Origin of the sequence: Aureimonas sp. AU22 (genome assembly GCF_001463745.1) — a bacterium.
Lineage (GTDB): Bacteria > Pseudomonadota > Alphaproteobacteria > Rhizobiales > Rhizobiaceae > Aureimonas.
This window is the reverse complement of record NZ_BBWJ01000062.1, coordinates 1-21,335: the sequence shown is the minus strand read 5'-3', so window position 1 is coordinate 21,335 and position 21,335 is coordinate 1. Positions and strand designations below refer to the sequence as shown.

At 68.5% G+C, this 21,335-nt stretch carries 21 protein-coding genes; 3 read left to right on the top strand and 18 right to left on the bottom strand.

The window, feature by feature from the left end; all coding sequences use genetic code 11:
* Window positions 1–154: 154 nt before the first annotated feature.
* Window positions 155–487, bottom strand: a complete 333-nt coding sequence (locus AUL34_RS21280) for a hypothetical protein (protein WP_061938657.1) — start codon at window positions 485–487, stop codon at window positions 155–157.
* A 379-nt stretch (window positions 488–866) separates the two neighbouring features.
* Here AUL34_RS21280 and AUL34_RS21275 point away from each other — a divergent pair, with 379 nt between their 5' ends.
* Entirely contained in the window at window positions 867–1,640 is a 774-nt protein-coding gene (locus tag AUL34_RS21275; protein ID WP_061938654.1) for a phosphodiester glycosidase family protein, read from the top strand.
* A gap of 187 nt (window positions 1,641–1,827) precedes the next feature.
* On the opposite strand, the gene AUL34_RS21270 is transcribed toward AUL34_RS21275, so the two are convergent.
* From AUL34_RS21270 to AUL34_RS21260, 3 genes are read right to left on the bottom strand one after another with little or no spacing between them, the layout of a single operon-like run.
* Entirely contained in the window at window positions 1,828–3,399 is a 1,572-nt protein-coding gene (locus AUL34_RS21270; protein WP_061938651.1) for a DHA2 family efflux MFS transporter permease subunit, read from the bottom strand.
* Window positions 3,383–3,889 carry an isoprenylcysteine carboxyl methyltransferase family protein gene (locus tag AUL34_RS21265; RefSeq protein ID WP_061938649.1) on the bottom strand — a complete coding sequence of 169 codons (507 nt, stop codon included), beginning with the start codon at window positions 3,887–3,889 and terminating at the stop codon, window positions 3,383–3,385. Before AUL34_RS21265 ends, AUL34_RS21270 begins: the two co-directional genes overlap by 17 nt.
* Complete coding sequence (locus tag AUL34_RS21260; protein ID WP_061938646.1) at window positions 3,886–4,950, bottom strand: type III polyketide synthase; 1,065 nt, start codon at window positions 4,948–4,950, stop codon at window positions 3,886–3,888. Before AUL34_RS21260 ends, AUL34_RS21265 begins: the two co-directional genes overlap by 4 nt.
* Window positions 4,951–5,197: 247 nt before the next feature.
* Between AUL34_RS21260 and AUL34_RS21255 the strand changes: the two genes are divergently transcribed.
* A complete protein-coding gene (locus AUL34_RS21255; RefSeq protein WP_061938643.1) occupies window positions 5,198–5,524 on the top strand; it encodes a hypothetical protein in 327 nt (108 codons plus the stop codon).
* A 559-nt stretch (window positions 5,525–6,083) separates the two neighbouring features.
* Here the strand turns inward: AUL34_RS21255 and AUL34_RS21250 are convergent.
* The 14 genes from AUL34_RS21250 to AUL34_RS21185 form a co-directional block, all read right to left on the bottom strand.
* Complete coding sequence (locus AUL34_RS21250) at window positions 6,084–6,773, bottom strand: RraA family protein (protein ID WP_061938640.1); 690 nt, start codon at window positions 6,771–6,773, stop codon at window positions 6,084–6,086.
* A gap of 22 nt (window positions 6,774–6,795) precedes the next feature.
* Window positions 6,796–7,806 carry a hydroxyacid dehydrogenase gene (locus AUL34_RS21245; protein WP_061938637.1) on the bottom strand — a complete coding sequence of 337 codons (1,011 nt, stop codon included), beginning with the start codon at window positions 7,804–7,806 and terminating at the stop codon, window positions 6,796–6,798.
* Complete coding sequence (locus tag AUL34_RS21240) at window positions 7,799–8,671, bottom strand: CoA ester lyase (protein WP_061938634.1); 873 nt, start codon at window positions 8,669–8,671, stop codon at window positions 7,799–7,801. The genes AUL34_RS21245 and AUL34_RS21240 overlap by 8 nt, the downstream gene beginning before the upstream one ends.
* Entirely contained in the window at window positions 8,668–9,885 is a 1,218-nt protein-coding gene (locus AUL34_RS21235; RefSeq protein WP_061938631.1) for a CaiB/BaiF CoA-transferase family protein, read from the bottom strand. Before AUL34_RS21235 ends, AUL34_RS21240 begins: the two co-directional genes overlap by 4 nt.
* A gap of 11 nt (window positions 9,886–9,896) precedes the next feature.
* Entirely contained in the window at window positions 9,897–10,973 is a 1,077-nt protein-coding gene (locus AUL34_RS21230; RefSeq protein WP_061938628.1) for an ABC transporter ATP-binding protein, read from the bottom strand.
* Window positions 10,966–12,684 carry an iron ABC transporter permease gene (locus AUL34_RS21225; RefSeq protein WP_061938626.1) on the bottom strand — a complete coding sequence of 573 codons (1,719 nt, stop codon included), beginning with the start codon at window positions 12,682–12,684 and terminating at the stop codon, window positions 10,966–10,968. The genes AUL34_RS21230 and AUL34_RS21225 overlap by 8 nt, the downstream gene beginning before the upstream one ends.
* A 67-nt stretch (window positions 12,685–12,751) precedes the next feature.
* Window positions 12,752–13,858, bottom strand: coding sequence for an ABC transporter substrate-binding protein (locus AUL34_RS21220; RefSeq protein ID WP_061938623.1), 1,107 nt, complete (start codon window positions 13,856–13,858; stop codon window positions 12,752–12,754).
* Between the two features lie 3 nt (window positions 13,859–13,861).
* On the bottom strand, window positions 13,862–14,623 hold the full coding sequence (locus AUL34_RS21215) for an IclR family transcriptional regulator (protein WP_061938620.1): 762 nt from the start codon (window positions 14,621–14,623) through the stop codon (window positions 13,862–13,864).
* Window positions 14,624–15,227: 604 nt separating this feature from the next.
* Window positions 15,228–16,037 carry a sulfite exporter TauE/SafE family protein gene (locus AUL34_RS21210; protein ID WP_061938617.1) on the bottom strand — a complete coding sequence of 270 codons (810 nt, stop codon included), beginning with the start codon at window positions 16,035–16,037 and terminating at the stop codon, window positions 15,228–15,230.
* Window positions 16,038–16,137: 100 nt separating this feature from the next.
* Complete coding sequence (locus AUL34_RS21205) at window positions 16,138–16,845, bottom strand: fumarylacetoacetate hydrolase family protein (protein ID WP_061938614.1); 708 nt, start codon at window positions 16,843–16,845, stop codon at window positions 16,138–16,140.
* Window positions 16,842–17,597, bottom strand: a complete 756-nt coding sequence (locus AUL34_RS21200; RefSeq protein ID WP_061938611.1) for an ABC transporter permease — start codon at window positions 17,595–17,597, stop codon at window positions 16,842–16,844. Before AUL34_RS21200 ends, AUL34_RS21205 begins: the two co-directional genes overlap by 4 nt.
* A gap of 6 nt (window positions 17,598–17,603) precedes the next feature.
* Window positions 17,604–18,413 (bottom strand): ABC transporter ATP-binding protein, encoded by an 810-nt coding sequence (locus AUL34_RS21195; protein ID WP_061938608.1) that lies wholly within the window; start codon window positions 18,411–18,413, stop codon window positions 17,604–17,606.
* On the bottom strand, window positions 18,413–19,252 hold the full coding sequence (locus AUL34_RS21190; protein WP_061938605.1) for an ABC transporter permease: 840 nt from the start codon (window positions 19,250–19,252) through the stop codon (window positions 18,413–18,415). Before AUL34_RS21190 ends, AUL34_RS21195 begins: the two co-directional genes overlap by 1 nt.
* A gap of 11 nt (window positions 19,253–19,263) precedes the next feature.
* The gene (locus tag AUL34_RS21185) at window positions 19,264–20,256 is read right to left on the bottom strand and encodes an ABC transporter substrate-binding protein (protein WP_061938604.1); all 993 of its coding nucleotides are present in this window, start codon (window positions 20,254–20,256) and stop codon (window positions 19,264–19,266) included.
* Between the two features lie 267 nt (window positions 20,257–20,523).
* Between AUL34_RS21185 and AUL34_RS21180 the strand changes: the two genes are divergently transcribed.
* A complete protein-coding gene (locus tag AUL34_RS21180) occupies window positions 20,524–21,201 on the top strand; it encodes a FadR/GntR family transcriptional regulator (protein ID WP_061938601.1) in 678 nt (225 codons plus the stop codon).
* The last annotated feature ends 134 nt before the right edge of the window (window positions 21,202–21,335 follow it).

Genomic DNA, 21,335 nt, shown 5'->3' with positions numbered 1-21,335 from the left:
CCGCGCGTGTTTCAGCCGAGCGGATCGGGTCCACCGCCGTTTCATCCACCGCGGCGCCTCGCGCTTCAGCGGGATCCCGGCGGTCGCCCTTCTCGATCCCGGCGCAGCGGCCCCTATCGGCGGGCATCCGTCACCGCGGTCTGCCCAGCCGGCCTCACGCAGCCTTAGCAAGCGACACCTTGCGTCGCAGGCTCACGCCCGGCTCGCGGTCGAACGATGCCTGATCCCGGCACTGCTCATACAGCGCCAAGCCGACCGTGCCGGCAGCCTCGTAGAGCGCATGTTCGCTACAGTCCGCGGCGATCACCAGCGCGATCCGCCGCATGTGCGTCCTCGCGACGCAGTAGGCGGCGAGCGTCGCGCGCTGAAGCGGAGGCAGTTCGCGGACGGTTTCGACCACGCGCTCGTCGCTCGATCGAAGCAGCAAGGCCAACAGTTCGAGCGGGACGGGACAGGCGGGTTCGTTCGGGCGATACCGGTTGCTCATGGGAAGGCTCCGACGGAGGTGGACCGCGCATCGCGGTCGGATACGAGAAGAGGTAGCGCCGTCTGCGGGTCGGTAATCCCTCAAGATTTAGGGATCGCCGAAAGGTGTCGGTCACCACGAAGGATTGCCGGGCGCGCCGGCGGCAGGCGCGGCGGCCTCGCCCCACCTGGCATTGTCGGTGCGGGCGGGAAGACGTCGCGGACTTTCTCTCCCGATGTTGTCGGCTTGGAGTGAAGCATGGCGGTCGGGCGTGTATCCTGCGATCGACCGGCCCCGCACGTGTGCCTGCCCGATCGCGAGGCGCCGACGCGGTGGAAAGGCCGGGGGAAAAGGCTCCGCCGTGTCCCGCATCGCGGGCCGTGAACGTGTGAGGAAACGAATGTCGCTACGGGTGATCTGGAGAGCCGGATGGCTGTCGATCGTCGGTGCCGTCGCGGCGATACCGCAAGCGCGCGCCGACGGGTGCGTGCCGGATCGTTTCGAGGACCAGGCTTACCTCGTCTGCACGTTCGACCCCGCCACCTCCGATCTGCGCCTGTTCTGGCAGGACGATCAGGGAAAGCCGTACCGGAGCTTCTCCAACCTTGCCCGCTCGGCCGGTGGCTTGGGCAAGACGCTGACGTTCGCGATCAACGCCGGCATGTACGACACCGACTTCTCGCCGATCGGCCTCTATGTCGAGAACGGCCGGGCGTTGCGCTCGGTCGATACGACCACGCTCGATCGGCCGGCGCGCGACGTGCCGAACTTCTACAAGAAGCCCAACGGCGTCTTCTTCGTTGGGGACGGGACGGCGGGCATCGCGACCACCGAAGCGTACACGGCAAACCCCCCGCCTGCTCGCTACGCCACGCAGTCCGGACCGATGCTCGTCATCGAAGGCACGCTGCATCCGGCGTTCATCCGCGGCTCGACCGACCGGACCCGGCGCAGCGGCGTCGGCGTGTGCGAGGCGGGCAAGGTGCGCTTTGCGATCAGCGATGGACGCGTGAATTTCGACGAGTTTGCCCGGCTCTTCCGCGATCAGCTGGCCTGCCCGAACGCCCTGTTCCTGGATGGCGGGCGAGGCTCGGGCCTCTATTCGCCGTCGCTGCAGCGGAACGATACGTCGTGGCACGGGGGTTACGGTCCGATCCTCGGCGTCGTCGAGTGACGGTTCGCCGGACCGACGCTGGAGCGGATGAGCGACAGGCCGGCGGGGGCCGGACGTCCCGGCTTCCACCACGCCGGACGGCTTCGGTGGGGGGGCGGCTTGCGTGCGCAACGGGGAGGATAGGCGGCACGACGGCTTCACGGCTGATGCCGACGTCGCAGGCGTGACCGTCGAGACGAGGGCGATCTCAGGTGTGCGGACGACGAGGTTGCGCTTTCGATCCGGACAAGGCGACGCAGACGAGCGCGAGCGCGGTCAGGATGGCGATCATTCCCCAGGCCTCGTTGATCGCCTGGGTCAGGGCCGCCTTCTCGACCATCGGGCGCAGCATCTCGATCGCGCGCGGTGTCGGCGGAACATCGCGTTGCATCTCGATCATGAACGCCGGGATGCCGACGAACGCCCCCGCCGACAGATCGCCGGCCACAAGCCGGTCCCGGAGCGCCGCGCCGATCGCGGGCGCCCTGCCGAATATCACGGTGTCGACGAGGGCGATGCCGATCGCCCCGCCGAGATTGCGCATGAGGTTGAAGAGCCCGCTCGCGTTGGGAACGTCCGCTTCGTCCAGGTGCCCCAGTGCCAGCCGCGTCGGCGGGAGCAGGCAGAACATGATCGCGACGCCGCGCACGACCTGCGGCACGATCATCTCCTGGAAGTCGGTGCGCGGGGTCTGGAACGCGCTCATCCCCAGGCCGACCGCGAACACGGAGAAGCCGAGCGTGGTGAGGAGCCGGGCGTTCGCGCGCTCTTCGAGGAAGACGGCGATTGGTGCCATCAGAAGCTGGGCCAGACCGGTGACGAGCATGACCTCGCCGATCCCGAGCGCGTCGTGGCCGCGCACGAAGGCGAGGAACACGGGCATCAGATAGACGGAGCCGAACAGTCCGATCCCCAGAACGAAGCTGAGCGCGCACCCGGCCGCGAAGCGGCGATCGGCGAGCGCGGTCAGGTCGACGAGAGGAGCCGCCTGCCGGAGCGCGCGAGCGACGAAGGCCCAGCCGCTCGACAGGGACAGGACGAGGAGCGACAGGGAGAGGGCGCTCGTCCAGCCGCGCCGGGGCGCTTCCTTCAGGGCGATCTCCAACGCGCAGAGTGTCGTCGCCAGAAGCAGGAGGGAGATCGCGTCGATGCTGGCGAGCGTCTTCCGGTTCACGACGGTGCGCGGCAGGCAGAGCGCACCGGTCGCAGTGGCAAGGATCCCCGGCAGGACGTTGACGAGGAACAGCCAGTGCCACGAGGCGCTGGCGGTGATCCATCCTCCGACGATCGGTCCGACCGTGGGGGCGAGAACCGCGAGCACGCCGGCAAGCGTGGTCGCCGGTCCCTGCCGGGATACGGGAAACAGGACGAACACCGCCGCGAAGACGGCCGGGATCAACGTGCCCCCCGACAGGCCCTGGAGAATCCGCCAGGCCACCAGTTCGGAAAAGCTGCCGCTGGCGGCGCAGCCGACCGAGGCCAGCGTGAAGAGCGTCACCGACCCCGCGAAGAGGCGCCTCATGCCGAGCGCGGCGGTGAGCCATCCGGTGAGCGGGATCGCGATGATCTCGGCGATCAGGTAGGCGGTCTGGATCCAGCTCATCCGATCGGGGTCGATCCCGAGCGAGGTCTGGATCGTCGGCAAGGACGTCGCGACGATCTGGACGTCCAGGACCGCCATGAACATGCCGACGCACATGGCCGTGAAGCCGATCCAGGTCGCCACCGCGGATGGCGCCCGCGGTGGACAGGGCACGCCCGGTTCAGGCTCTCCGGGCATGGACGCTCTGCCCGAGGGCCGCCTGTTCCGCGCGAATGCGAATGGCGAGAACCACTGCGTTCAGCCCGGAGAAGACAAGCGCGTACAAAGGCAGTCCGAACACGAGGGGCAGGACGGCGATCTCGCCGACGACCACGGCGTAGTTCGGATGAGACAGGAAGCGGTAGGGGCCGTGCCGAACCAAGGGCGCGCCGGGCAGGACGATGATCCGCGTCGTCCAGCGCCGGCCCAACGTTGCGATCACCCAGACGCGCGCGATCTGAAGCACCGCGAAGACGGCGAGCCATCCCCCGTGAACCGGCCGGTCCCAGCCGAGCCACCAGAGACCCGCGAGCCAGGCGGCGTGCAGCGTCACGATCAGGGGATAATGGCCCGGTGCGAACTCCACCGCGCCTCGCGCGACGAGGTCCGCCGTGTTGCGACGCGCCAACCAGAGTTCGGCCAGCCGCTCGAGGGTGACGAAGGCGAGGAGGAGGATCGCCGCCGTCATGGCGTTCTCGTCAGGGAGACGCAGCTTGCGGTGAACCCCGGTCCCATGGCCGTCAGCAGCGTGCGTGGGGCCATTCCGGCGCGCGATCCGGCGAGCCGCTCCAGGACGAAGAGGGCGGTCGGGGCGGACATGTTGCCGTACTCGGCGAGGATGTGCCGCTCGTCGTCGAGCGCATGATCCGGAAGCCGCAAGGCGGCTTCCAGCGCCTCGATGACCTTCGTGCCGCCGGGATGGCAGGCGAAGCGGTCGACGTCGCCCCGCGAGAGACCGTTGCGCTGCAGGATCGCGTCGATCGCGGGCGCGATGTTGTCCCGCGCGAAGGGCGGAATCGCCCGGTCGAAGACGACGCCGAGGCCCTGCGCTTCCACGTCCCAGCCCATGATCGACAGGGTGTCGGGCCAGGTGTGCTGACCGCTCGCCTCGATCGCGGCGATGCCGTCGTCGCCGGTGCGAAGAAGACAGGCCGCCGCGCCGTCGCCGAACAGCGCGGTCGCCACGATGTTGGCCTTCGTCAGCTTGTCCAGGCGGAAGGCGAGCGTGCAGATCTCGACGGCGACGAGAAGCACGAGGCTTCCCCTTCGCCCGGCCGCCAGGCGGGACGCGATCGACAGTCCGGACACGCCGCCGGCACAGCCGAGACCGAACACCGGAATACGCTCGACGTCGGCGCGCAAGCCGATCCGGCCGCCGACGCGCGCCTCGATGCTCGGCGTGGCGATGCCGGTCGACGAGACGGTGACCACGGCGTCGACGTCGCTCGCCGCCAGACCCGCCGCGTCGAGCGCCTTCTGTGCCGCCGTGACGAAGAGATCGGAGGCGGCCTCGAGATAGGCCTCGGTCCGCTCCGGCCATTCGATGGTGCGGGGATACCATTCGAGCGGTCGGACGGCATGGCGCTTCCGGATGCCGGAACTCTCGAACACCTTCACCAACCGTTCGAAGTCGTCGAAGCGATCGGCGAAACTGCGGTGCGCGACTTCCGCCGCCTCGCGCTGGGTGATGACATGGGGCGGGACGGCTGTCGCGACGGACAGGAGCTGGACGGGTGTTTCGGATGGCATCGGGAGCTTCCTGGCACTGGAGCCGATAGGGTACCCGATGGGTGCGTTCACCGAGTCGTGACCGAAGGGTCACGGCTACCAACGCGCACGGCGGCAGATCATATCCCATGCGGCAGTCGCTGCGACGCAATGGCCGCTTCCCGCGGTCGCCTTGACCCGGGGCTCCGGCGCGCGGCATCAGTTGCCTTCGGGACGGCGCGCCGGGTGTGGCGCGTTCCCTTGGGTCTTGCAGTTCGGGAGTTGAAGGATGGCGCGCAAGAACCGGGACGCCGACTGGCACGCCGAAGAGCCGGCGGAAGCCGTGCCAGCCGAGCCGTGCTGGCTTTGTGGACGGCCGCTGGGAAAGACGGTGGACCGCTTTCACCCCATCCCGAAAAGCCGGGGAGGCCGGGATACCGTACCCGTCCACCCCATCTGCCGGGAGACGATCGACGCCAATTTTTCGGCGAGCGAGTTGGTCCGCCATGCCCAGGCCGGGATCGCCCTGACGGACAACGAGACGGTCGCGCGGTTCGTGAAATGGGTCGCCGGCAAACCCGTCGACTTTCATTCCGCGACGAAGACCGGCCGGTAGGCGCTCGAAGGTGGTGGGCCCCGGACCTGTCGCGATCGCGGGGCGGACGTCGTTGTCCGAAGCGCGAGGTCGCCCTGGCTACAGCAGTCCTGATCCCTGAACCGTCGCGGGGCCGACTGAGGGCGGACCTTCCGAAACCGAGGCCCGACCGTCGCTGCCGTCCCGCCGGCTCAAGCCGCGCGCGTGTTCAAAACAGGGAGCGCAGGTCGCGGGACTGATCGTTGCGGTGGGTCAGATAGATCAATCCGGCAGTGGCCGAGATGATCACACCTGCAACGAGGCCGATCGCGACGCCGAGAGCTAGCATGGTCAGACCCCTTCCTGCGATGGAAGCATCCATCCGATAGTTATGGTCTGCATGATCGATGAATGCAAAGCCTCGCTTAGCGTCGGTCTCGAACTTGTGATAGGGGCCGCCGCATTCGGCAGTTCGAGGTCGTCGGCATGCCATCGCCGGCAAAGCGCCAGAGGCCAAACGCAGACGCGAAAGGGATCGCCGAAGCAGGCCGGGCTGCAGGGCGCAGCCTCGCCGGCCGGCCGGCGGGCGCCGCCGATCGCCTCAGGCGACGGGCAGATCTTCGTAGGTGCAGCCTGCCGCGTCGAGCGCCTTGTCCACCCAGGAGCGGTCCACGGTGCGCGCTTCCGTCTCCGCCATCTGACGCGTTTCCGCCGCGTGCTTGCGGTGGGCCGCGGCGATCACGGTCTCTACGTCGGTGCGCGCGATGGCGACCACGCCGTCCCCGTCGCCGAGCATCAGGTCTCCCGATATGACGGTCAGCCCCTCGAACGAAATGGGATAGCCGATTTCTCCCGGACCCGTGCGATAGGGGCCGCGATGGGTGATGCCGAGCGCGAAGACCGGGAGGTTGCGCGCCTGGAACGCCTCGGCGTCGCGGATCGCCCCGTAGAGCACGAAGCCGGCAACGCCGCGCCCGATCGCGTGCGCCAGCATCAGTTCGCCCATCAGCGAGTTCGTGCAGTCGCCGCCGGCATCCACCACGATCACGTCGCCGGCTTCCGCCATGTCGATCGCCTTGTGCAGCATGAGATTGTCGCCGGGCCGCGTGCGCACCGTCAGGGCGGGGCCGGCGAGGACGCCGTCCCGGTGCATCGGGCGAAGCTGCGGTCCGCCGGCCGCGAGGCGCGACATGCAATCGCTGACATTGGCGACGGGGAGGGTTCGGGCGTCCTCCACGATCGCAGCAGCGGTGCGGGTCCAGGTGCGGTTGATGCGAAAGCCCACGGGCATGCGGTCAGTCCTTTTCGTGTCGTCAGGCGGCGAAGGCGTCGGGCGAGGACAGGCTCGCCGCATCGGGGGCCTTGCCGTCGAGGACGTCGATGATGTGGCGCGCGGCGATCTCGGCCATCGCGCGGGCGGACCCGTTGGTGACGCCGCCGATATGCGGGGTCGCGACGAGGTTCGGCAGGCTCCAGAGCGGGCTGTCGGCCGCGGGAGGCTCGCTCGCGAAGCTGTCGAGCGCGGCCCCGGCGATGCGGCGCTCCGAGAGCGCCTCGGCCAGCGCCGCCTCGTCGACGATACCCCCCCGCGCCGTGTTGACCAGGAAGGCGGTCGGCTTCATCCGGGCAAGGCGCGGGGCGTCGATCAGATGGCGCGTCGCCTGCGTCAACGGGCAGTGGAGGCTGACGATGTCGGCGGCGGCGAGGAGATCGTCCAGCCGGTCGGCCCGGGTATGGCCCGCCGCCTCGATCGCGCCCGGCTTAGCCATCGGGTCGTGGACCGTCACCTCCATGCCGAGCGCCTCGGCGAGACGGGCCGTCTCGCGGCCGATCGCTCCGAAGCCGATCAGGCCGATCACCGAGCCCGCGATGTCCCGCCCGATGAAGGTGGGCTTGGGCCACTCGCCCCGCTTCACGGCCGGATCGAGCCAGGTGACCTCTTTGAGAAGCGTCAGCGCCAGCGCGATCGTATGCTCGGCCACCGCGAGCGAGTTGCTGTTAAGCGAGCGCAGGACCGGAATGCCGCGCCGCGCCGCGCTGGCCACGTCGATGTTGTCGATGCCGACGCCGTGCTTGACGATGACCTTCAGCTTCGGCGACGCACCGATGACGAGGTCGTTGACCTTGCCCTGCCGGACCATGATCGCGTCCACCGCCAGATCGCGCGCCCGCTCGGCCACGATCTCGGGCGCGTCGTAGGGCGGCGAGAAGAACACGTCGACGTCGTGCCGGTTGAGGAGCTCGACCGCGGAGGGTGCGATCGAGTTGTGGGTCACGAGGATGCGGCGGGTGCGCGACCCATCTTGCGGGTGTGACTCAGGCATCACGGCCTCCGGTGGGGTTGGGAACCGCCTGCGCCCGGGCGATGAGCCGTTCGGCGCGGGCGAGAATGGGCGCATCCACGAAGCGACCGTCGACGAGGAAGGCGCCGCGACCCTCGCGGCGGGCCTCGATCTGCGCGCCGACGACCCGCCGGGCGAAGGCGAGATCCGCCTCGCTCGGCGAGAAGGCTTCGTTGAGGACCGGCACGACGCTCGGATGGATGCAGCTCGCGCCGTCGAAACCGAACTGGCGCGCCTCGCGGGCCGCCGCCACCATCCCATCCCGATCGGAATAGTCGGCGACGGTGCGAAGGAGCCCGAAGGACAGGACGCCGGCGGCCTTGGCCGCCATGTGGATGAGGAGCTTGGGCAGGCGCAGGACGTCGGGCACCGGCTCGGCGCCCATCGCGGTGGCGATGTCCTCGGCACCGGCGCTGAGGGCGAGGACGCGCGGCCCCCGTGCGATGTCACGCGCGTCGAAGACAGCGCCGGGATCCTCGATCAGCGGCACGAAGTCGAGCGGGCGCCGGCCGAGCGCCGCCTCGATCGGGGCGAGATGGGCGGCGATCTCCATGAGAAGGCCGGCACTGGCGACCTTCGGGACGTAGAGCCCGTCCGCGCCCGCCCGGCAGGCGGCCTCCGCGTCGGCCAGAAGGCGTTCGCGCTCGTTGTTGATGCGCACGAAGACGAGCGCGCCGCCGCGCCGCACGGCGGCGACCGTCGCCGGCAGCGCGTCGCGCGCCTCCGCCTTGCGCTCGGCCACCACGGCGTCCTCGAGGTCGACGATGATCGCATCGGCGCCGCGCTCGTGCGCCTTGGCGATGAAGCGCTCGCTCGTGCCGGGAACGTAGAGGAGGGACCGGATCACGAGCGCTGTTTCCGGGCGGCCGGCGCGGCCGGGCGTGTGATGCCGACCTCGGCGAGGATCTCGTCCGTGTGCTCGCCGAGCCGCGGGGCCGGATGACGCCAGCCGCCGGGCGTGCCCGACATGCGGGGCAGGATGTTGTGCATGGGAAGCGAGCCGTTCTCGGCGTCCTCCACCTCGACGATCACGCCGCGCTCGGAAAAGTGCGGGTCCGCGGCGATGTCGGCGATGTCGTAGACCGGGCCGACCGTGGCGCCCGCCTCGCGCATGATGCGCAACGCCTCGTCGCGCGGACGCCCGGCGAACCAGGCGCCGACGGCCTCGTCCACCAGGGCGCGGTTGCGCACCCGCTCCGCATTGGTGGCAAAGCGCGGGTCGGTCTTCATCTCGGGATGCCCGATGATGTCGAAGATCCGCATCGCGACGACCTGCATCGACCCGGAGAGGGCGACGTATTTTCCGTCGGAGCAGAGATAGACGTTGCGCGGCGAGACCGTGTTCGAGGCCGAGCCGGTGCGCTGCTTCACCTTGCCGGTGACGCGGTGGATCGCCGCCTCGGGCCCGAGCACCGCATACATCGGCTCGAGCAGCGACAGGTCGATGACCTGGCCGCGCGCCGTGCCCTTCTCGCGGGCGAGAAGCGCCATGGTGACGGCCTGCGCGCCGTAGATGCCGGAGATCATGTCGGCGAGCGCCAGCGGCGGCAGGACGGGCTCGCGGTCGGGAAAGCCGGTGCGCGTGGCGAAGCCGCTCATCGCCTCGACGAGCGTCCCGAAGCCCGGATACTGCGCGTAAGGGCCGGTCTGGCCGAAGCCCGAGATGCGCACCACGATGAGGTCCGGGTTCAGCTGGAGAAGCCGGTCGGGGGCGAGGCCCATCGTCTCCAGCGTGCCGGGCCGAAAGTTCTCGATGAAGACGTCGGCCGTGCGCAGGAGCGCCTCGAGCGCCTCCATGCCCTCCGGCTGGCGCAGGTCGAGCAGGATCGAGCGCTTGTTGCGCCCGTAGGTCTTCCAGTGGAGCGACTGGCCGTCGTCGGTCCAGTCGCGCAACGGGTCGCCGGAGGCGGACTCGATCTTGATCACGTCGGCGCCGAAGTCGGCGAGCTGCACCGACAGCATGTTGCCGGCGACGAGACGCGACAGGTCGAGCACGCGCACGCCCGACAGCGGGCCGCCCGCACCCGCGCGGAAGCGGACGACGTCCTGGGGGTTCGACATGGTGCCGCTCCTCACTTCGCGTCCGGTCCGGCCGCGAAGATCGCCGCGGCTTCCGGCGGGATGCGGACGAAGGCGGTCCCGCCCTCGACGGGGCGCGTGGTCTGGATGCGGAAGCGCGACCCGCCGCCGGTGACCTCGTACTGGTAGACGGAGCCGAGATAGGTGCCCTGCGCGATCTCCACGCGGATGGCGTTCTCGCCAGGACCGCCGACCAGCTCGATCCGCTCGGGGCGCACCGCGACCACGAGGCCGCCGTCCGCCGAAGCTTTTCCGGCCAGAACCGAGAGCTCCGTCCCGTCGCCCAGCCGGACCCGCGCCCGGCCGCCCGCCTCGCCGATCATGCTGCCCGTCAGGAAGTTGGACGAGCCGATGAAGTCGGCCACGAACGCGTCGGCGGGGTTCTCGTAGATCTCCCGCGGCGTGCCGAGCTGGCGCAGGTGCCCCATGCTCATGACGGCGATCCGGTCGGAGACCGCCAGCGCCTCGGCCTGGTCGTGCGTGACGTAGATCGTGGTGACGTTGAGGCGCTCCTGAAGCTCGCGCAGCCAGACGCGGGCGCGCTCGCGCAGCTTGGCGTCGAGGTTCGAGAGGGGCTCGTCGAGGAGCAGGAGGCGCGGCCGGTAGACGAGCGCGCGCGCCAGCGCCACGCGCTGCTGCTGGCCGCCCGACAGCTCGAACGGGTAGCGTTCCGCGTAGGGCATCATCTCGACCAGCGAGAGCGCCTCGCGGATGCGCTCGTCGCGCTCCGCGCGGCCGAGCTTGCGCAGCTTCAGCGGGAAGGCGAGGTTCTCGGCCACCGTCTTGTGCGGCCAGAGCGCGTAGGACTGGAACACGAGCCCGATGTCGCGCCGCTCAGGGGGAACCGAGATGCCCTTCTGCCCGTCGAACAGCACCGTGTCGCCGATCCGGATCGTGCCGGACGTCGCGTGGTTGAGCCCGGCGATCGAGAACAGCGTCGTGGACTTGCCGCACCCCGAAGGGCCGAGGAAGGTCAGGAATTCTCCCTTGCCCACGGTCAGCGAGATGTCGTTGACGGCGGTGACGTCGCCGTAGCGGATGGTGAGGCGGTCGAGGACGAGGTCAGCCATAGATCTTGGCTCCGAAAACGCGGCGCGCGAGGATGACGAAGAGGGCGGTGATCACGACCTGGATCGTGGCAAGGGCCGCCACCGGTCCGTTGTCGCCCTGGGCGCTCAATTGCAGCATGGTGGAGCCGATGATCTCGGACCCCGGCTGGTAGAGGAACACGGCGGTGACGTATTCCTTGAAGAAGTGGATGAAGAGCAGCGCGAAGCAGGAGAAGAGCGCGGGCTTGAGGATCGGCAGGATGATCTGCGTGACCGTGGTCCACCAGTCCGCGCCGGAGATGCGGGCGCCCCGGTCCAGTTCGTCGCCGATCTGCGAGAGGGCGGGCGCGATGGCGCCGAAGCCGACCGGGATGTAGCGAAGGATGAAGGCAACGATTAGGATGAAGATCGTGCCCCGGATCACGTCGAGTCCCGGGACCCAGACCACCGCGTAGAAGAAACCGAGACCGGCGATGATGCCTGGCAGCGAACGCGGGAAGAGGGCGACGTATTCGAGCGGCCGCGCGAAGCGGAACTCGGACCGCCGCGCGACGAGCGCGATGACTGCGATGAAGAACGTGCCGACCACGCCGCCGATCAGCGCGATCAGCACCGAGTTGACGATCGAGCGGACATAGGTGTCCGAGGCGAAGACGGTCTCGTAGTTCGCCGTCGACAGAAGCTTCCAGAACGGGATGAGCGGCGTGAGGAACGACACGCCCGAGCGCATCACCAGCCCTGCGAAGACCGCCACGATGGTGAAGAGGACATAGGCGGCGACCACCGCGAAGGCGATCCAGCGCCAGGGTCCGAGATCGAGCGTCGAGGCCCGGCTCGCCTTGCCGCGCACCGTGACGAAGCGGCCGGAACCCTTCATCAGGAAGCCTTGCAGCCAGACGAGGCCGGCGACCACCACGAGGAGGATCAGGGCGGCCGCTCCGACGATGCCGTAGTCGGGGCGCACCGCGGCGTTGATGCCGACATTGTAGAGGAAGGTGGTGACGGTGTTGATGCCGCTCGGCGCGCCGAACAGGAGCGGGATCGCCAGCATCTCGACGCCGATCACGAAGTTCAGCACCGCCGAGTAGATCATGGCGGGGCGCATCATCGGCACGGTGACCGAGAACAGGGCGCGGAACGGCCCGGCTCCGGCGGAGCGGGCGGCGTCCTCGAGCTGCGCGTCGGCCTTGGTCACGGCGCCAAGGCACATGAGGTAGGCGAGGGGCGCCTGGCTGAGGCCGGCGACGATGCCCATGCCGGTGAGGGAGTAGAGGTTCCAGGGAATGAAGCCGAACCACGAGCGCACGGCGAGCGACACGTAGCCCGAGGGGCCGTACATGGTCAGCCAGCCGAAGGCGATCACGAGGTTGGAGACGAAGAGGGGCCAGATCAGGATCTCGCCGATCCACTTGCGGCCCGGCAGGTTGGTGCGGCCGATCACGACGGCCATCACGGAGCCGAAGATCTGCGCCACCACCATGGTCAGCACGGCGAAGTAGAGCGTGTTGCCGAAGATGGTGAGGATCGCGGGGTCGCCGAACAGGCGCGCGAAATTCGTCAGCGTCCACTCGGTGTCCGGCGCGTAGAGCGGCTTGTCGAGGAAGGCCTGCGCGATGATGGGCGCGATCGGGCCGATCACGAGAAGGGTCGTGACGAGGGCGACGCCCCAGAAGATCAGGCGCGAGCGGTCGATGCCGGGCGCGTCGGCCCGGTCCAGCGCGGTCGTGGTCATGGCTAGGATCCGCTGATCGAGGATGTGGGGCGCGGCGGCTTGGCGCCGCGCCCGGCGGGACGGGCGATCAGCGACCGGCCAGCGCGGCGTTCCACTTCTCGACGAAGGCCGGGGCCTCGTCGATCAGGCCCTTGTCGAAGCCGGCGACGATGAGCTTGTCCTGGCCCACCTCGTCGGCGATGCCCTGGAACGTGTAGCGGACCTGCGTCTCGTCGACGTCGTCGCGATAGGGCGTGAGGCCGCCCTTGCCGATAAGCGTCTGACCGGGATTGCTGAGGGCGTAGTCGACGAAGAGCTTGGCCGAGTTCGGATTGGCGGCGCCCTTCGGGATGCCCATGCCGCGCAGCATCATGATCGTGCCGTCGTCCGGGAAGGCGAAGCCGAGGAGTTCGCCCCCGGGCTGTTCCAGGCGCGGGAAGATGGTGATGCCCGAGACCGCGATGCCGGTGACGTATTCACCCGTCGCGATCTTCTCGTTCATCGGGCCGCCGGACACCTCGCCCCGGATCATCGGGCCGATGGAGGCGAGCTGCTTCCAGCCGTCGTCGCCCTTGACGTTCATGTAGTTCCACCACGCCGCGAGGCCGAACGAGTTGCGCGCCGCATCGTAGGTGGTGATCTTGCCGTCGAACGTGCCCTTGTCGGCGAGCGCGTCCTCGACGAGCGAGGCGAAGCCCGTCGGGCGCTGGTCCTCCGAGAGGAGGGCGGCGTTGTAGGTGATGACCAGCGGATCGGCCGAAAGCACCGTGACGCCGGGATAGGGCTTGGCGAAGTCCGGCAGCTTGGACAACTCCGGGCTCTCGTAGGGCATCATCTTGCCGTCGATGCCGTAGGAGGCCCAGCGGTCGTTGGCGCCCGAGATGAGGATGTCGGCCGTGCGCGAGCCGGAGCCCGCTTCGGCCTCCCAGCGCGAATGCACGGTGCCCGATCCAAGGTCCAGCGTCTCGACCTTGATCCAGGGATAGGTGGCGCGGAAGCCTTCGAGGATCGGTCCCCAATTGTTGTCGGCCATGTTGGAATAGATCACGAGGCCGTTCTCGCCGCGCGAGCCGTCGATCACGGCCTGATAGTCGGCGGGGTAGCCTTCGGGCACCTTGGCGTCCTGCGCGTGGGCCGTGCCGATCGAGACGAAGGCGGCGCCGAGCGCCCATGCGGCCAGCTTGATCGTGTTCATGCGTCAGATTCCTCCCTTGGATGCTGGTCTGATCCGGTTTCGCCGCGCGAGTTCCTCCGAAACCCGTTGCGCGGTGCGGATGGCGATGTCGGTGAGTTCGGCGACGTGGGCGACGATGCGCTCGCGCGGCCCCGATAGGTTGATGGCGGCGACGATGCGCCCATCGGTGTCGCGGATCGGCGCGGCAACGCCGGCCGCACCCTCGACGACGCCCTTGAGATTGACGGCGCAGCCGGTCGCTCGCGCTTCGGTCACCGCCGCGAGAATGTCCGCGCGGGCCTCCGGCGTCGGCGCGGCGGCGTCGAGATAGGCATCGAGCGAGGCGTCGTCGAAACCGGACAGGATCGCCAGGCCGCTCGCCACCAGATGCGCCTGGCGCAGATGGGTGATGTCGCGATCGTAGCGGATTTCCCGCAGGGGCAGCCGCTTGGTGAGATAGCGGATCCGGGCATCCTCCATCACCGCCACGAAGCCCGTCTCGTTCGACGCCTCGACGGCTTCGCGCAAGGGAGCCTCGCTGAGGCGCAGGAGCGTGCCCCAGGCCTCGGTGCCCGAGCGAACCTCTCCGGGGAGCCGAACCAAGGCGTAGGCGCCGTTCTTCGAGCGCTCGACGTAGCCGCGTTCGGTCAGGAGCCGCAGGAGAAGCAGGCCGCTGCTCTTGGGAACGTCGAGCGCAAGGGCAATCTCGGTCAGCGAGACGCCGTCCGAGCGAGCGGACAGCCATTCCAGCAGATCGAGGATTCGCTCCGCACCACGCCCGCTCAAGTTCCGCCCTCCCGCTTGTTCAGCATTTTGAACATGTTTATTATTGTGAAATCTGACGATCTTGCCCTGGGATGTCAAGCCGCCGCGGATGAGCGCCGCAGCGGTTGCCGATGGGCGGCCCTGCGATCCCGGTTGCGGTCGACCTCGTGAGGCGGGAGCGTCCGCCCGCTGGCAGGTCCGCACGCTCGGCTTTTCGCACCGCCGGCGGATGCCGGCGCGAAAGCGCCCCGGCGCGCACGTGACGACGTGCCTCGCCGCACCGGGCGGCGAGGTCGAAGGGTTTCAGAGGGGGAGGACGGCGCACGAGCCCGGCCCCCATCGTTTCGGATGGCGACAGCTTGGCGGTGAATGCTTGGAGTCGATGGGAGACGCCGGGGATCGGGGTGTCCGCTCTGGCACGAAGGGCCAGACCCTTGTCAGATGGCCGGGTTCAACTCCAACGGATGGTGGACGGCTTGCGCGCCTTGTCGAACGTCGGCTCCCAGAGCCCGGCCGCCCGGCAGACCTTGCGCGACGGCGGTCGCGTCCCCGGCCCGCGCCCGGGAGCACGGGTGGAGGATTCGCAGTTCGAGCCGTACGGGAAACTGGCAGCGTCTCTCCGCGGCTAGATCATCATCTTCAGCGACGTGGCGAAGAGGAAGACGCCGAACAGGCGCTTCAGCCAGACCGGATCGAGCGCGTGGGCGGCGCGGGCGCCCAGCGGCGCGAAGAGCATGCTGCTCGCCGTGATCAGCACGAAGCCGACGACGTTGACGTGTCCCAGCGAAAACGGCGGCAGGTCGCTCTTTCCCCAGCCGTTGACGATGAACCCGATCGCGCCGGGAATGGCGATGATGAGCCCGACGACCGAGGCCGTGCCCACCGCCCGGCGCACCGGGTAGGACGAGAGCGAGAGGACGGGCACCGTCAGCGTTCCGCCGCCGATCCCCATCAGCGAGGAGATCAGGCCGATCGTGGTCGCCAGGAACGCCTGGATCGCTCGTCCCGGCAAGCGCGGCGCGAGATGGGCGCCTTCGGGCGAGAGCAGCATGTAGGCGGCGACGATGAAGGCGACCACGGCGAAGACGAGGGTCAGCACCTCGCCGTCCATCCAGGTGGCGAGCGTCACGCCCAAGACGACGCCCACGGCGACGAACGGCCCCCACCATTTCAGGAGAGCGACGTCGACCGAGCCCCGCGCATGATGGGCACGGAAGGACTGGACGGAGGTCGGGATGATGGTGGCGAGCGAGGTTCCGACGGCGATGAAGGGGATGAGGTCGGGGTCCACGTCGAAGGCGGCGAGGACGATGTAGAGCACGGGAACGATCACGATGCCGCCGCCGACGCCGAGCAGCCCCGCCAGGAAGCCGGAGAGGCAACCGGTGAGGAGCAGGCCGAGCGCGAAGAGGATGAGAAAGGACGGATCGTGCATCGGCTCGAGCTCCGCGAAGGGCGAGTGAGGGGCGAAGATACGGGAACGGGCGCCGCGGCCGATGCGGCGCCCGTCCGGAATGCCGGTCAGGCGAGGGGGATCAGACGACCCGGGTGCGCAGCTCGCCGACGCCCGCCACGGTGCCGACCAGTTCGTCGCCGCGGTTCACGGGACCCACGCCGGCGGGCGTTCCCGCGAAGATCAGGTCGCCCGGCTGCAGTTCGAAGAGGCCGGACAGGTAGGAGATCATCTCCGGGATCTTCCAGATCATCTGGTTGAGATCGCCGCTCTGGCGCATCTCGCCGTTGATCCGCAGCTCGACCGAGCCCGCGGTGACGTCGGGAACCTCGGCGGCCGGCACGAGCTCGGTGCAGGGCGCCGAGGCCTCGAACGCCTTTCCGGTCTCCCAGGGGCGGCCCATCTTCTTGGCCTCGCCCTGAAGGTCGCGCCGCGTCATGTCGAGGCCGACGGCATAGCCGAAGACGTGGTCCATCGCCTGGTCCAGCGGGATGTCGGTGCCGCCCTTGGACAGCGCGACGACGAGTTCGATCTCGTGGTGCACGTCCTTCGACGCCGCCGGGTAGGGGAAATCCTGCCCCGAGAGAACCAGCGTGTCGGGGTTCTTCTGGAAGAAGAACGGCGGCTCGCGGTTCGGGTTGTGACCCATCTCGATCGCATGGTCGGCGAAGTTGCGCCCGACGCAGTAGATCCGATGCACCGGAAACAGCTTGGTGGTGCCGCGCACGGGCAGGGTCGGCACCGGCAGGGGGGCGAAGACGTAGGTCTCGGGGGTCGCGTGCATGTTCATGCTCTGGCTCCAGCGTAGTATTCGATCTTGGTTTCGAAGTGTTCGACGACGGCCGAGAGGATCATGGCGGCCGCGAAGAGGATGATGGTCAGCGCCCAGAAACTCGCCATCTCGAAGTTCCGGGAAAACAGTTCGAAGAGCTCGCCGTAGCCGAGGATGGAGACGAGGATCTGCCCGATGACGACGCCCTTCACCCCGCGGATGAGGCCGATGCGGATCCCCGCGAGGATTTCCGGCAGGGCCGAAAGCAGGATGATCTTGGCGAACAGCGTCCAGGGGCGGGCGCCGTAGGACCGTCCCATCTCGAACAGCGACCGGGGCACCTGCATCACGCCCGCCCTGGCATCGAGGACGATGATCCAGACCGCGAACAGGAAGACGGTGACGACGACCGTGGTCTCGCCGAGCCCGAAGAGGATCATCAGGATCGGCACCAGCGCCGACAGCGGCGCCGAGACGAACATGTTCACCCAGAGCGCCATCAGGTTGTCGACGCTCTTGAAGAGGCCCATCAGGATGCCGAGCGGCACGCCGATGCCGATCGCGAGCGCCATGCCGACGGTGAAGGAGCGCAGCGTGATCAGGGTGGCGTTCTGCCAGGATCCCGTCTGCACGAGACGCAAGCCCGCCTCGATGATCTCGGTCATCGGCGGGATCAGGAAGATCACGTCGAGCCGGCCGACGATCTCCCAGACCACGGCCCAGACGATGAGCGAGGCCATCATCGGAATGCGAATGCCGAAGAGGGTCATGGCCGCCTACTCCGCGTAGTGGCGAAGACCGTTCCAGATCTCCTCCACGGTATCGAGATAACCCGGATCCCGGCGGATCTCGTCGGGCGACGCGCTTCGGTCGATCGCGGGATCGATGACCTGCGAGATCCGGCCGGGCCGGGGCGACAGGAGGACGATCCGGTCGGAGACGTAGACCGCCTCCTCGATCGAGTGGGTGACGAAGATGAAGGTCTTGCGCTCCAGGGCGACGAGGCGGAGAAGGTCCTCCTGGAACTTGCGCCGGTTCTGCTCGTCGACCGCCGAGAAGGGCTCGTCCATCAAGAGGACGTCGGCATTGACGGCGAAGGCCCGGGCGATGCCGACGCGCTGCTTCATGCCGCCGGACAACTCGTGCGGATACTTCGTCTCGAAGCCGGACAGCCCGACCTCGTCGATGTAGCGCTGGGCGGTTCGCCGCCGTTCGGCCTCGCCGACGCCCTTCAGCTCGAGGCCGAACGCGACGTTGCGCATCACGGTCGCCCAGGGCATCAGCGCGAAGTCCTGGAACACGAAGGCGCGCTCCGGTCCCGGGCCGGTGACCACCTTGCCGTTGACGCGGATCTCGCCGCGTGTGGCCGGCACCAGGCCGGCGACGATCTTCAAAAGCGTGGTCTTGCCGCAGCCGGACGGGCCGAGCAGCGTCGTCAGCTTGCCGCGCGCGACGTCGAGGTCGACATTGCGCAGCGCCTCGACGTCGCCGTAGGTCTTGCAGATGCCGCGCACCTTGACGACGGCGTCCTCCACGCAGGTGTCGGGGGCGGCGGAGACGTCTTCTCTCAATCGGATCTGAGACATCAGGCGGACATCCTCTTTTCAGGCCGCAGGAAGCGCAGCTCGAAGCGCTGCAGACCGACCAGCGTCACCGTGGACAGGACGATGATCGAGGCGACGGCGGCGTACATGTGCCCGTAGTTGGCGATGGAGCGGTGGTAGGTGATGAGGTCGCCGACGCCTGTCGGCGTGATCAGGAGTTCGGCCAGCATCACGCCGATGAAGCCCGCGGCGATGCCGAGCCGCAGCCCGGCGAAGATCACCGGCGAGGCGTCGGGGATGATGATCTTCAGGATGCGCTGCAGACGCGAGCCCCCGAAGGATCGGCACATGGCCACGAGCGACGGGTTCACGTGCCGCACGGCCTTGTAGGAGTTCAGGACGATCACCGGCAGGGCCAGCATGATCACCGCCAGCGTCTTCGCCGTCAGTCCGATGCCGTAGACGAAGGTGACGAGCGGCACGAGGGCGGCCATCGGCGCGGCCTGGAGCACGATGAAGATCGGCGCCAGCAGCCATTCGGCCTTCTTCGACAGGCCCATCACGACGCCGAGCGCGACGCCGAGGAGGGCGGAGACCGCCACGCCGAGCACCAGCGGCTGCAGCGTGATGAAGTAGGCGTAGGCCATCGAGCCGTCGGCCACCATCTCGAGGAAAGCGAGAACCGTCTCGGAGAACGGCGGGAAGGCGAAGCTGATCGGCACCCGTCCCGCGATCTCCCAGGCACCGAAGAGAACCGCGAGCGAGGCGATCGTCCAGAGCGATGGAAAGCGGGTGAAGGCCTCGGAGACCCGCGCGGTCACGCCCGCGGCGACCGGACGGGGCGCCTGCCCCGTCCCTTCGATCTTCATGAGGGAATTCATGCGCCCGACCTTCAGCCCTGACCGAGCTTGGCGAGGGCGGCCTTCAGCGGCTCGAACTCCCAGAAGTCCTCGACCTTCAGCTCCTCGGCCTTGCCTTCCAGGGCCCCCGACGTCGTGTAGAAGTCGAAGTCGTCCTTCACCGCTTCCTCGCCGCCGCCCGCGAGCGGCAGACCCGCCTTCGCCGCCTCAGCGAAGTAGGGGTCGATCTCGGCGACCATCTCGGGGCTCGCGTCGGGCAGCAGCTTGTACTCCTCGCGCAGCCGGGCGACCGCGCCGGGGTCCTTGGCAACCTCGCGCCAGGTGGTGAGGATCGCCTCCACGAGGGTCGCGACCTCCTGCGGGTGCTCCTTCAGGTAGTCGGTGTTGGCAAACAGGCCCTCGTCCGTCGCGGTGAGGTCGTCGAGCGGCAGATACAGGAACTTGCCCGGCGCCTGCGCCTCGAGGATGCGCTTGCCCGACGCGTCGACAATGGTCGCCTTGACGTTGCCCTGCAGGAGCGCGCCGGTGCGCACCTCCGAGCCCGGGATGTACGAGATGCCGGAATACTGGATGCCGTTCTTCTCGGCCGCGAGGCGCATGATGGCCTCGGTGCCGGACCCGCGCGAGTGCACCGCGACCTCCTGGCCGTCGAGGTCCTTCCAGCTCTTGTAGCTGTCGGCGGCGACCACCGGATACATCTGCAGCGTCGAGAGCTGCATGAACATGCGCACCGGGGCGCGGACCTTCTGGATGAGGGCGTAGGGGCCGCCGACGCCGACGTCGGCCTGGCCGCTGACCACCGCCTGCGCGGCGATGTCCTCGGATTTCAGATAGGTCACCTCGAGATCGAGCCCGGCCTCCTTCGCGCGCTCGAAGGCGATCAGGAGATGCAGCGTCTCGACGCTCGGAATGTCGCCGAAGGCGACGCGCAGCGGGGCTGCATCGGCCGATGCCGGCGACAGGGCGACGACGCATCCGAAGACGGTCATCGCAACGGATTTCTTGAACGCGCTCAGCAAGCTCATGGTGTTCCTCCCAGGATGATGCGCCCCACGCTCTAGCGGCGTATTAGGCAACCAATCTGAAATTGAATTGATCTTGTTCCGCCGCGGCTGTCAACGAGTTTCCTGAACTGTCGGGGCATTCGATCCCGTACGAGTGCTGAAACCAAAGTGTTTTTAACGTCGTTCCCCCTCGAAAATGAAGCGGACGATCGCTCCACAGCCGGCTTGACCGGGAGGATTGGCAATCGTATATCCAAACCAATACCGGATTGGTTTTGGAGCGCGCCTTTGACCCTTGAGACGACCCTGGAGGCGGATGCGCTCGGCCGCCTGCGCGAGTTCCTCGCCGGTGCGGTCCTCGGCGACGACGGTCGCCTTCCTCCCGAGCGGGAACTCGCCGACCGCCTGGGCCTGACCCGGGCGTCCCTGCGCCGGGCCTTGACGACCCTGCAGAGCGAGGGCGTCGTCTGGCGCCACGTCGGCAAGGGAACCTTCGCCGGCAACCGCCCGATCGACACTGCCTCGGACGTCGCCTCTATGGCGCGGCGGACCAATCCGATCGAGATCGTCAATGCCCGCATCTCGATCGAGCCGGAGATCGCCCGCGTCGCGGCGCTGAACGCGACGCCGACGGCGATCGCCGAGTTGCGCCACTGCATGACCCGGGCCGTCCACGCGCCGGACTGGCGGCAATACGAGAACTGGGACAACCGGCTCCACCGCGCCATCGCCGAGGCGACGCAGAACAGCCTGCTTCTCGGCCTTCTCGATACCCTGAATGCGGTCCGCCGCGAGGTGAACTGGGGCCGGCTGCGCGCCGATCCCCGGCGACCGCCGGCCGACCATCACAGCTTCGGCGAGCACGAACAGATCGTCGCGGCGATCGCCAACCGCGACACCGCGGGCGCGGCGGCCGCCATGCGCGCGCACCTTCAGAGCGTCGAACGGCACCTGCGCAATTCCTGACGCACGGCCGTCCCTTTTTCCTTCAGCGAGTGAACACCATGCAAAAGATCAAGGTCGCCAACCCCATCGTGGAGCTCGACGGGGACGAGATGACGCGGATCATCTGGCAGTCCATCAAGGACAAGCTGATCCAC

Bases quoted from the DNA above. Each gene is read 5' to 3' on its own strand.
- AUL34_RS21280 (WP_061938657.1), bottom strand. From the start codon at position 487: ATGAGCAACCGGTATCGCCCGAACGAACCCGCCTGTCCCGTCCCGCTC.
- AUL34_RS21275 (WP_061938654.1), top strand. From the start codon at position 867: ATGTCGCTACGGGTGATCTGGAGAGCCGGATGGCTGTCGATCGTCGGT.
- AUL34_RS21270 (WP_061938651.1), bottom strand. From the start codon at position 3,399: ATGCCCGGAGAGCCTGAACCGGGCGTGCCCTGTCCACCGCGGGCGCCA.
- AUL34_RS21265 (WP_061938649.1), bottom strand. From the start codon at position 3,889: ATGACGGCGGCGATCCTCCTCCTCGCCTTCGTCACCCTCGAGCGGCTG.
- AUL34_RS21260 (WP_061938646.1), bottom strand. From the start codon at position 4,950: ATGCCATCCGAAACACCCGTCCAGCTCCTGTCCGTCGCGACAGCCGTC.
- AUL34_RS21255 (WP_061938643.1), top strand. From the start codon at position 5,198: ATGGCGCGCAAGAACCGGGACGCCGACTGGCACGCCGAAGAGCCGGCG.
- AUL34_RS21250 (WP_061938640.1), bottom strand. From the start codon at position 6,773: ATGCCCGTGGGCTTTCGCATCAACCGCACCTGGACCCGCACCGCTGCT.
- AUL34_RS21245 (WP_061938637.1), bottom strand. From the start codon at position 7,806: ATGCCTGAGTCACACCCGCAAGATGGGTCGCGCACCCGCCGCATCCTC.
- AUL34_RS21235 (WP_061938631.1), bottom strand. From the start codon at position 9,885: ATGTCGAACCCCCAGGACGTCGTCCGCTTCCGCGCGGGTGCGGGCGGC.
- AUL34_RS21230 (WP_061938628.1), bottom strand. From the start codon at position 10,973: ATGGCTGACCTCGTCCTCGACCGCCTCACCATCCGCTACGGCGACGTC.
- AUL34_RS21225 (WP_061938626.1), bottom strand. From the start codon at position 12,684: ATGACCACGACCGCGCTGGACCGGGCCGACGCGCCCGGCATCGACCGC.
- AUL34_RS21220 (WP_061938623.1), bottom strand. From the start codon at position 13,858: ATGAACACGATCAAGCTGGCCGCATGGGCGCTCGGCGCCGCCTTCGTC.
- AUL34_RS21210 (WP_061938617.1), bottom strand. From the start codon at position 16,037: ATGCACGATCCGTCCTTTCTCATCCTCTTCGCGCTCGGCCTGCTCCTC.
- AUL34_RS21205 (WP_061938614.1), bottom strand. From the start codon at position 16,845: ATGAACATGCACGCGACCCCCGAGACCTACGTCTTCGCCCCCCTGCCG.
- AUL34_RS21200 (WP_061938611.1), bottom strand. From the start codon at position 17,597: ATGACCCTCTTCGGCATTCGCATTCCGATGATGGCCTCGCTCATCGTC.
- AUL34_RS21195 (WP_061938608.1), bottom strand. From the start codon at position 18,413: ATGTCTCAGATCCGATTGAGAGAAGACGTCTCCGCCGCCCCCGACACC.
- AUL34_RS21190 (WP_061938605.1), bottom strand. From the start codon at position 19,252: ATGAATTCCCTCATGAAGATCGAAGGGACGGGGCAGGCGCCCCGTCCG.
- AUL34_RS21185 (WP_061938604.1), bottom strand. From the start codon at position 20,256: ATGAGCTTGCTGAGCGCGTTCAAGAAATCCGTTGCGATGACCGTCTTC.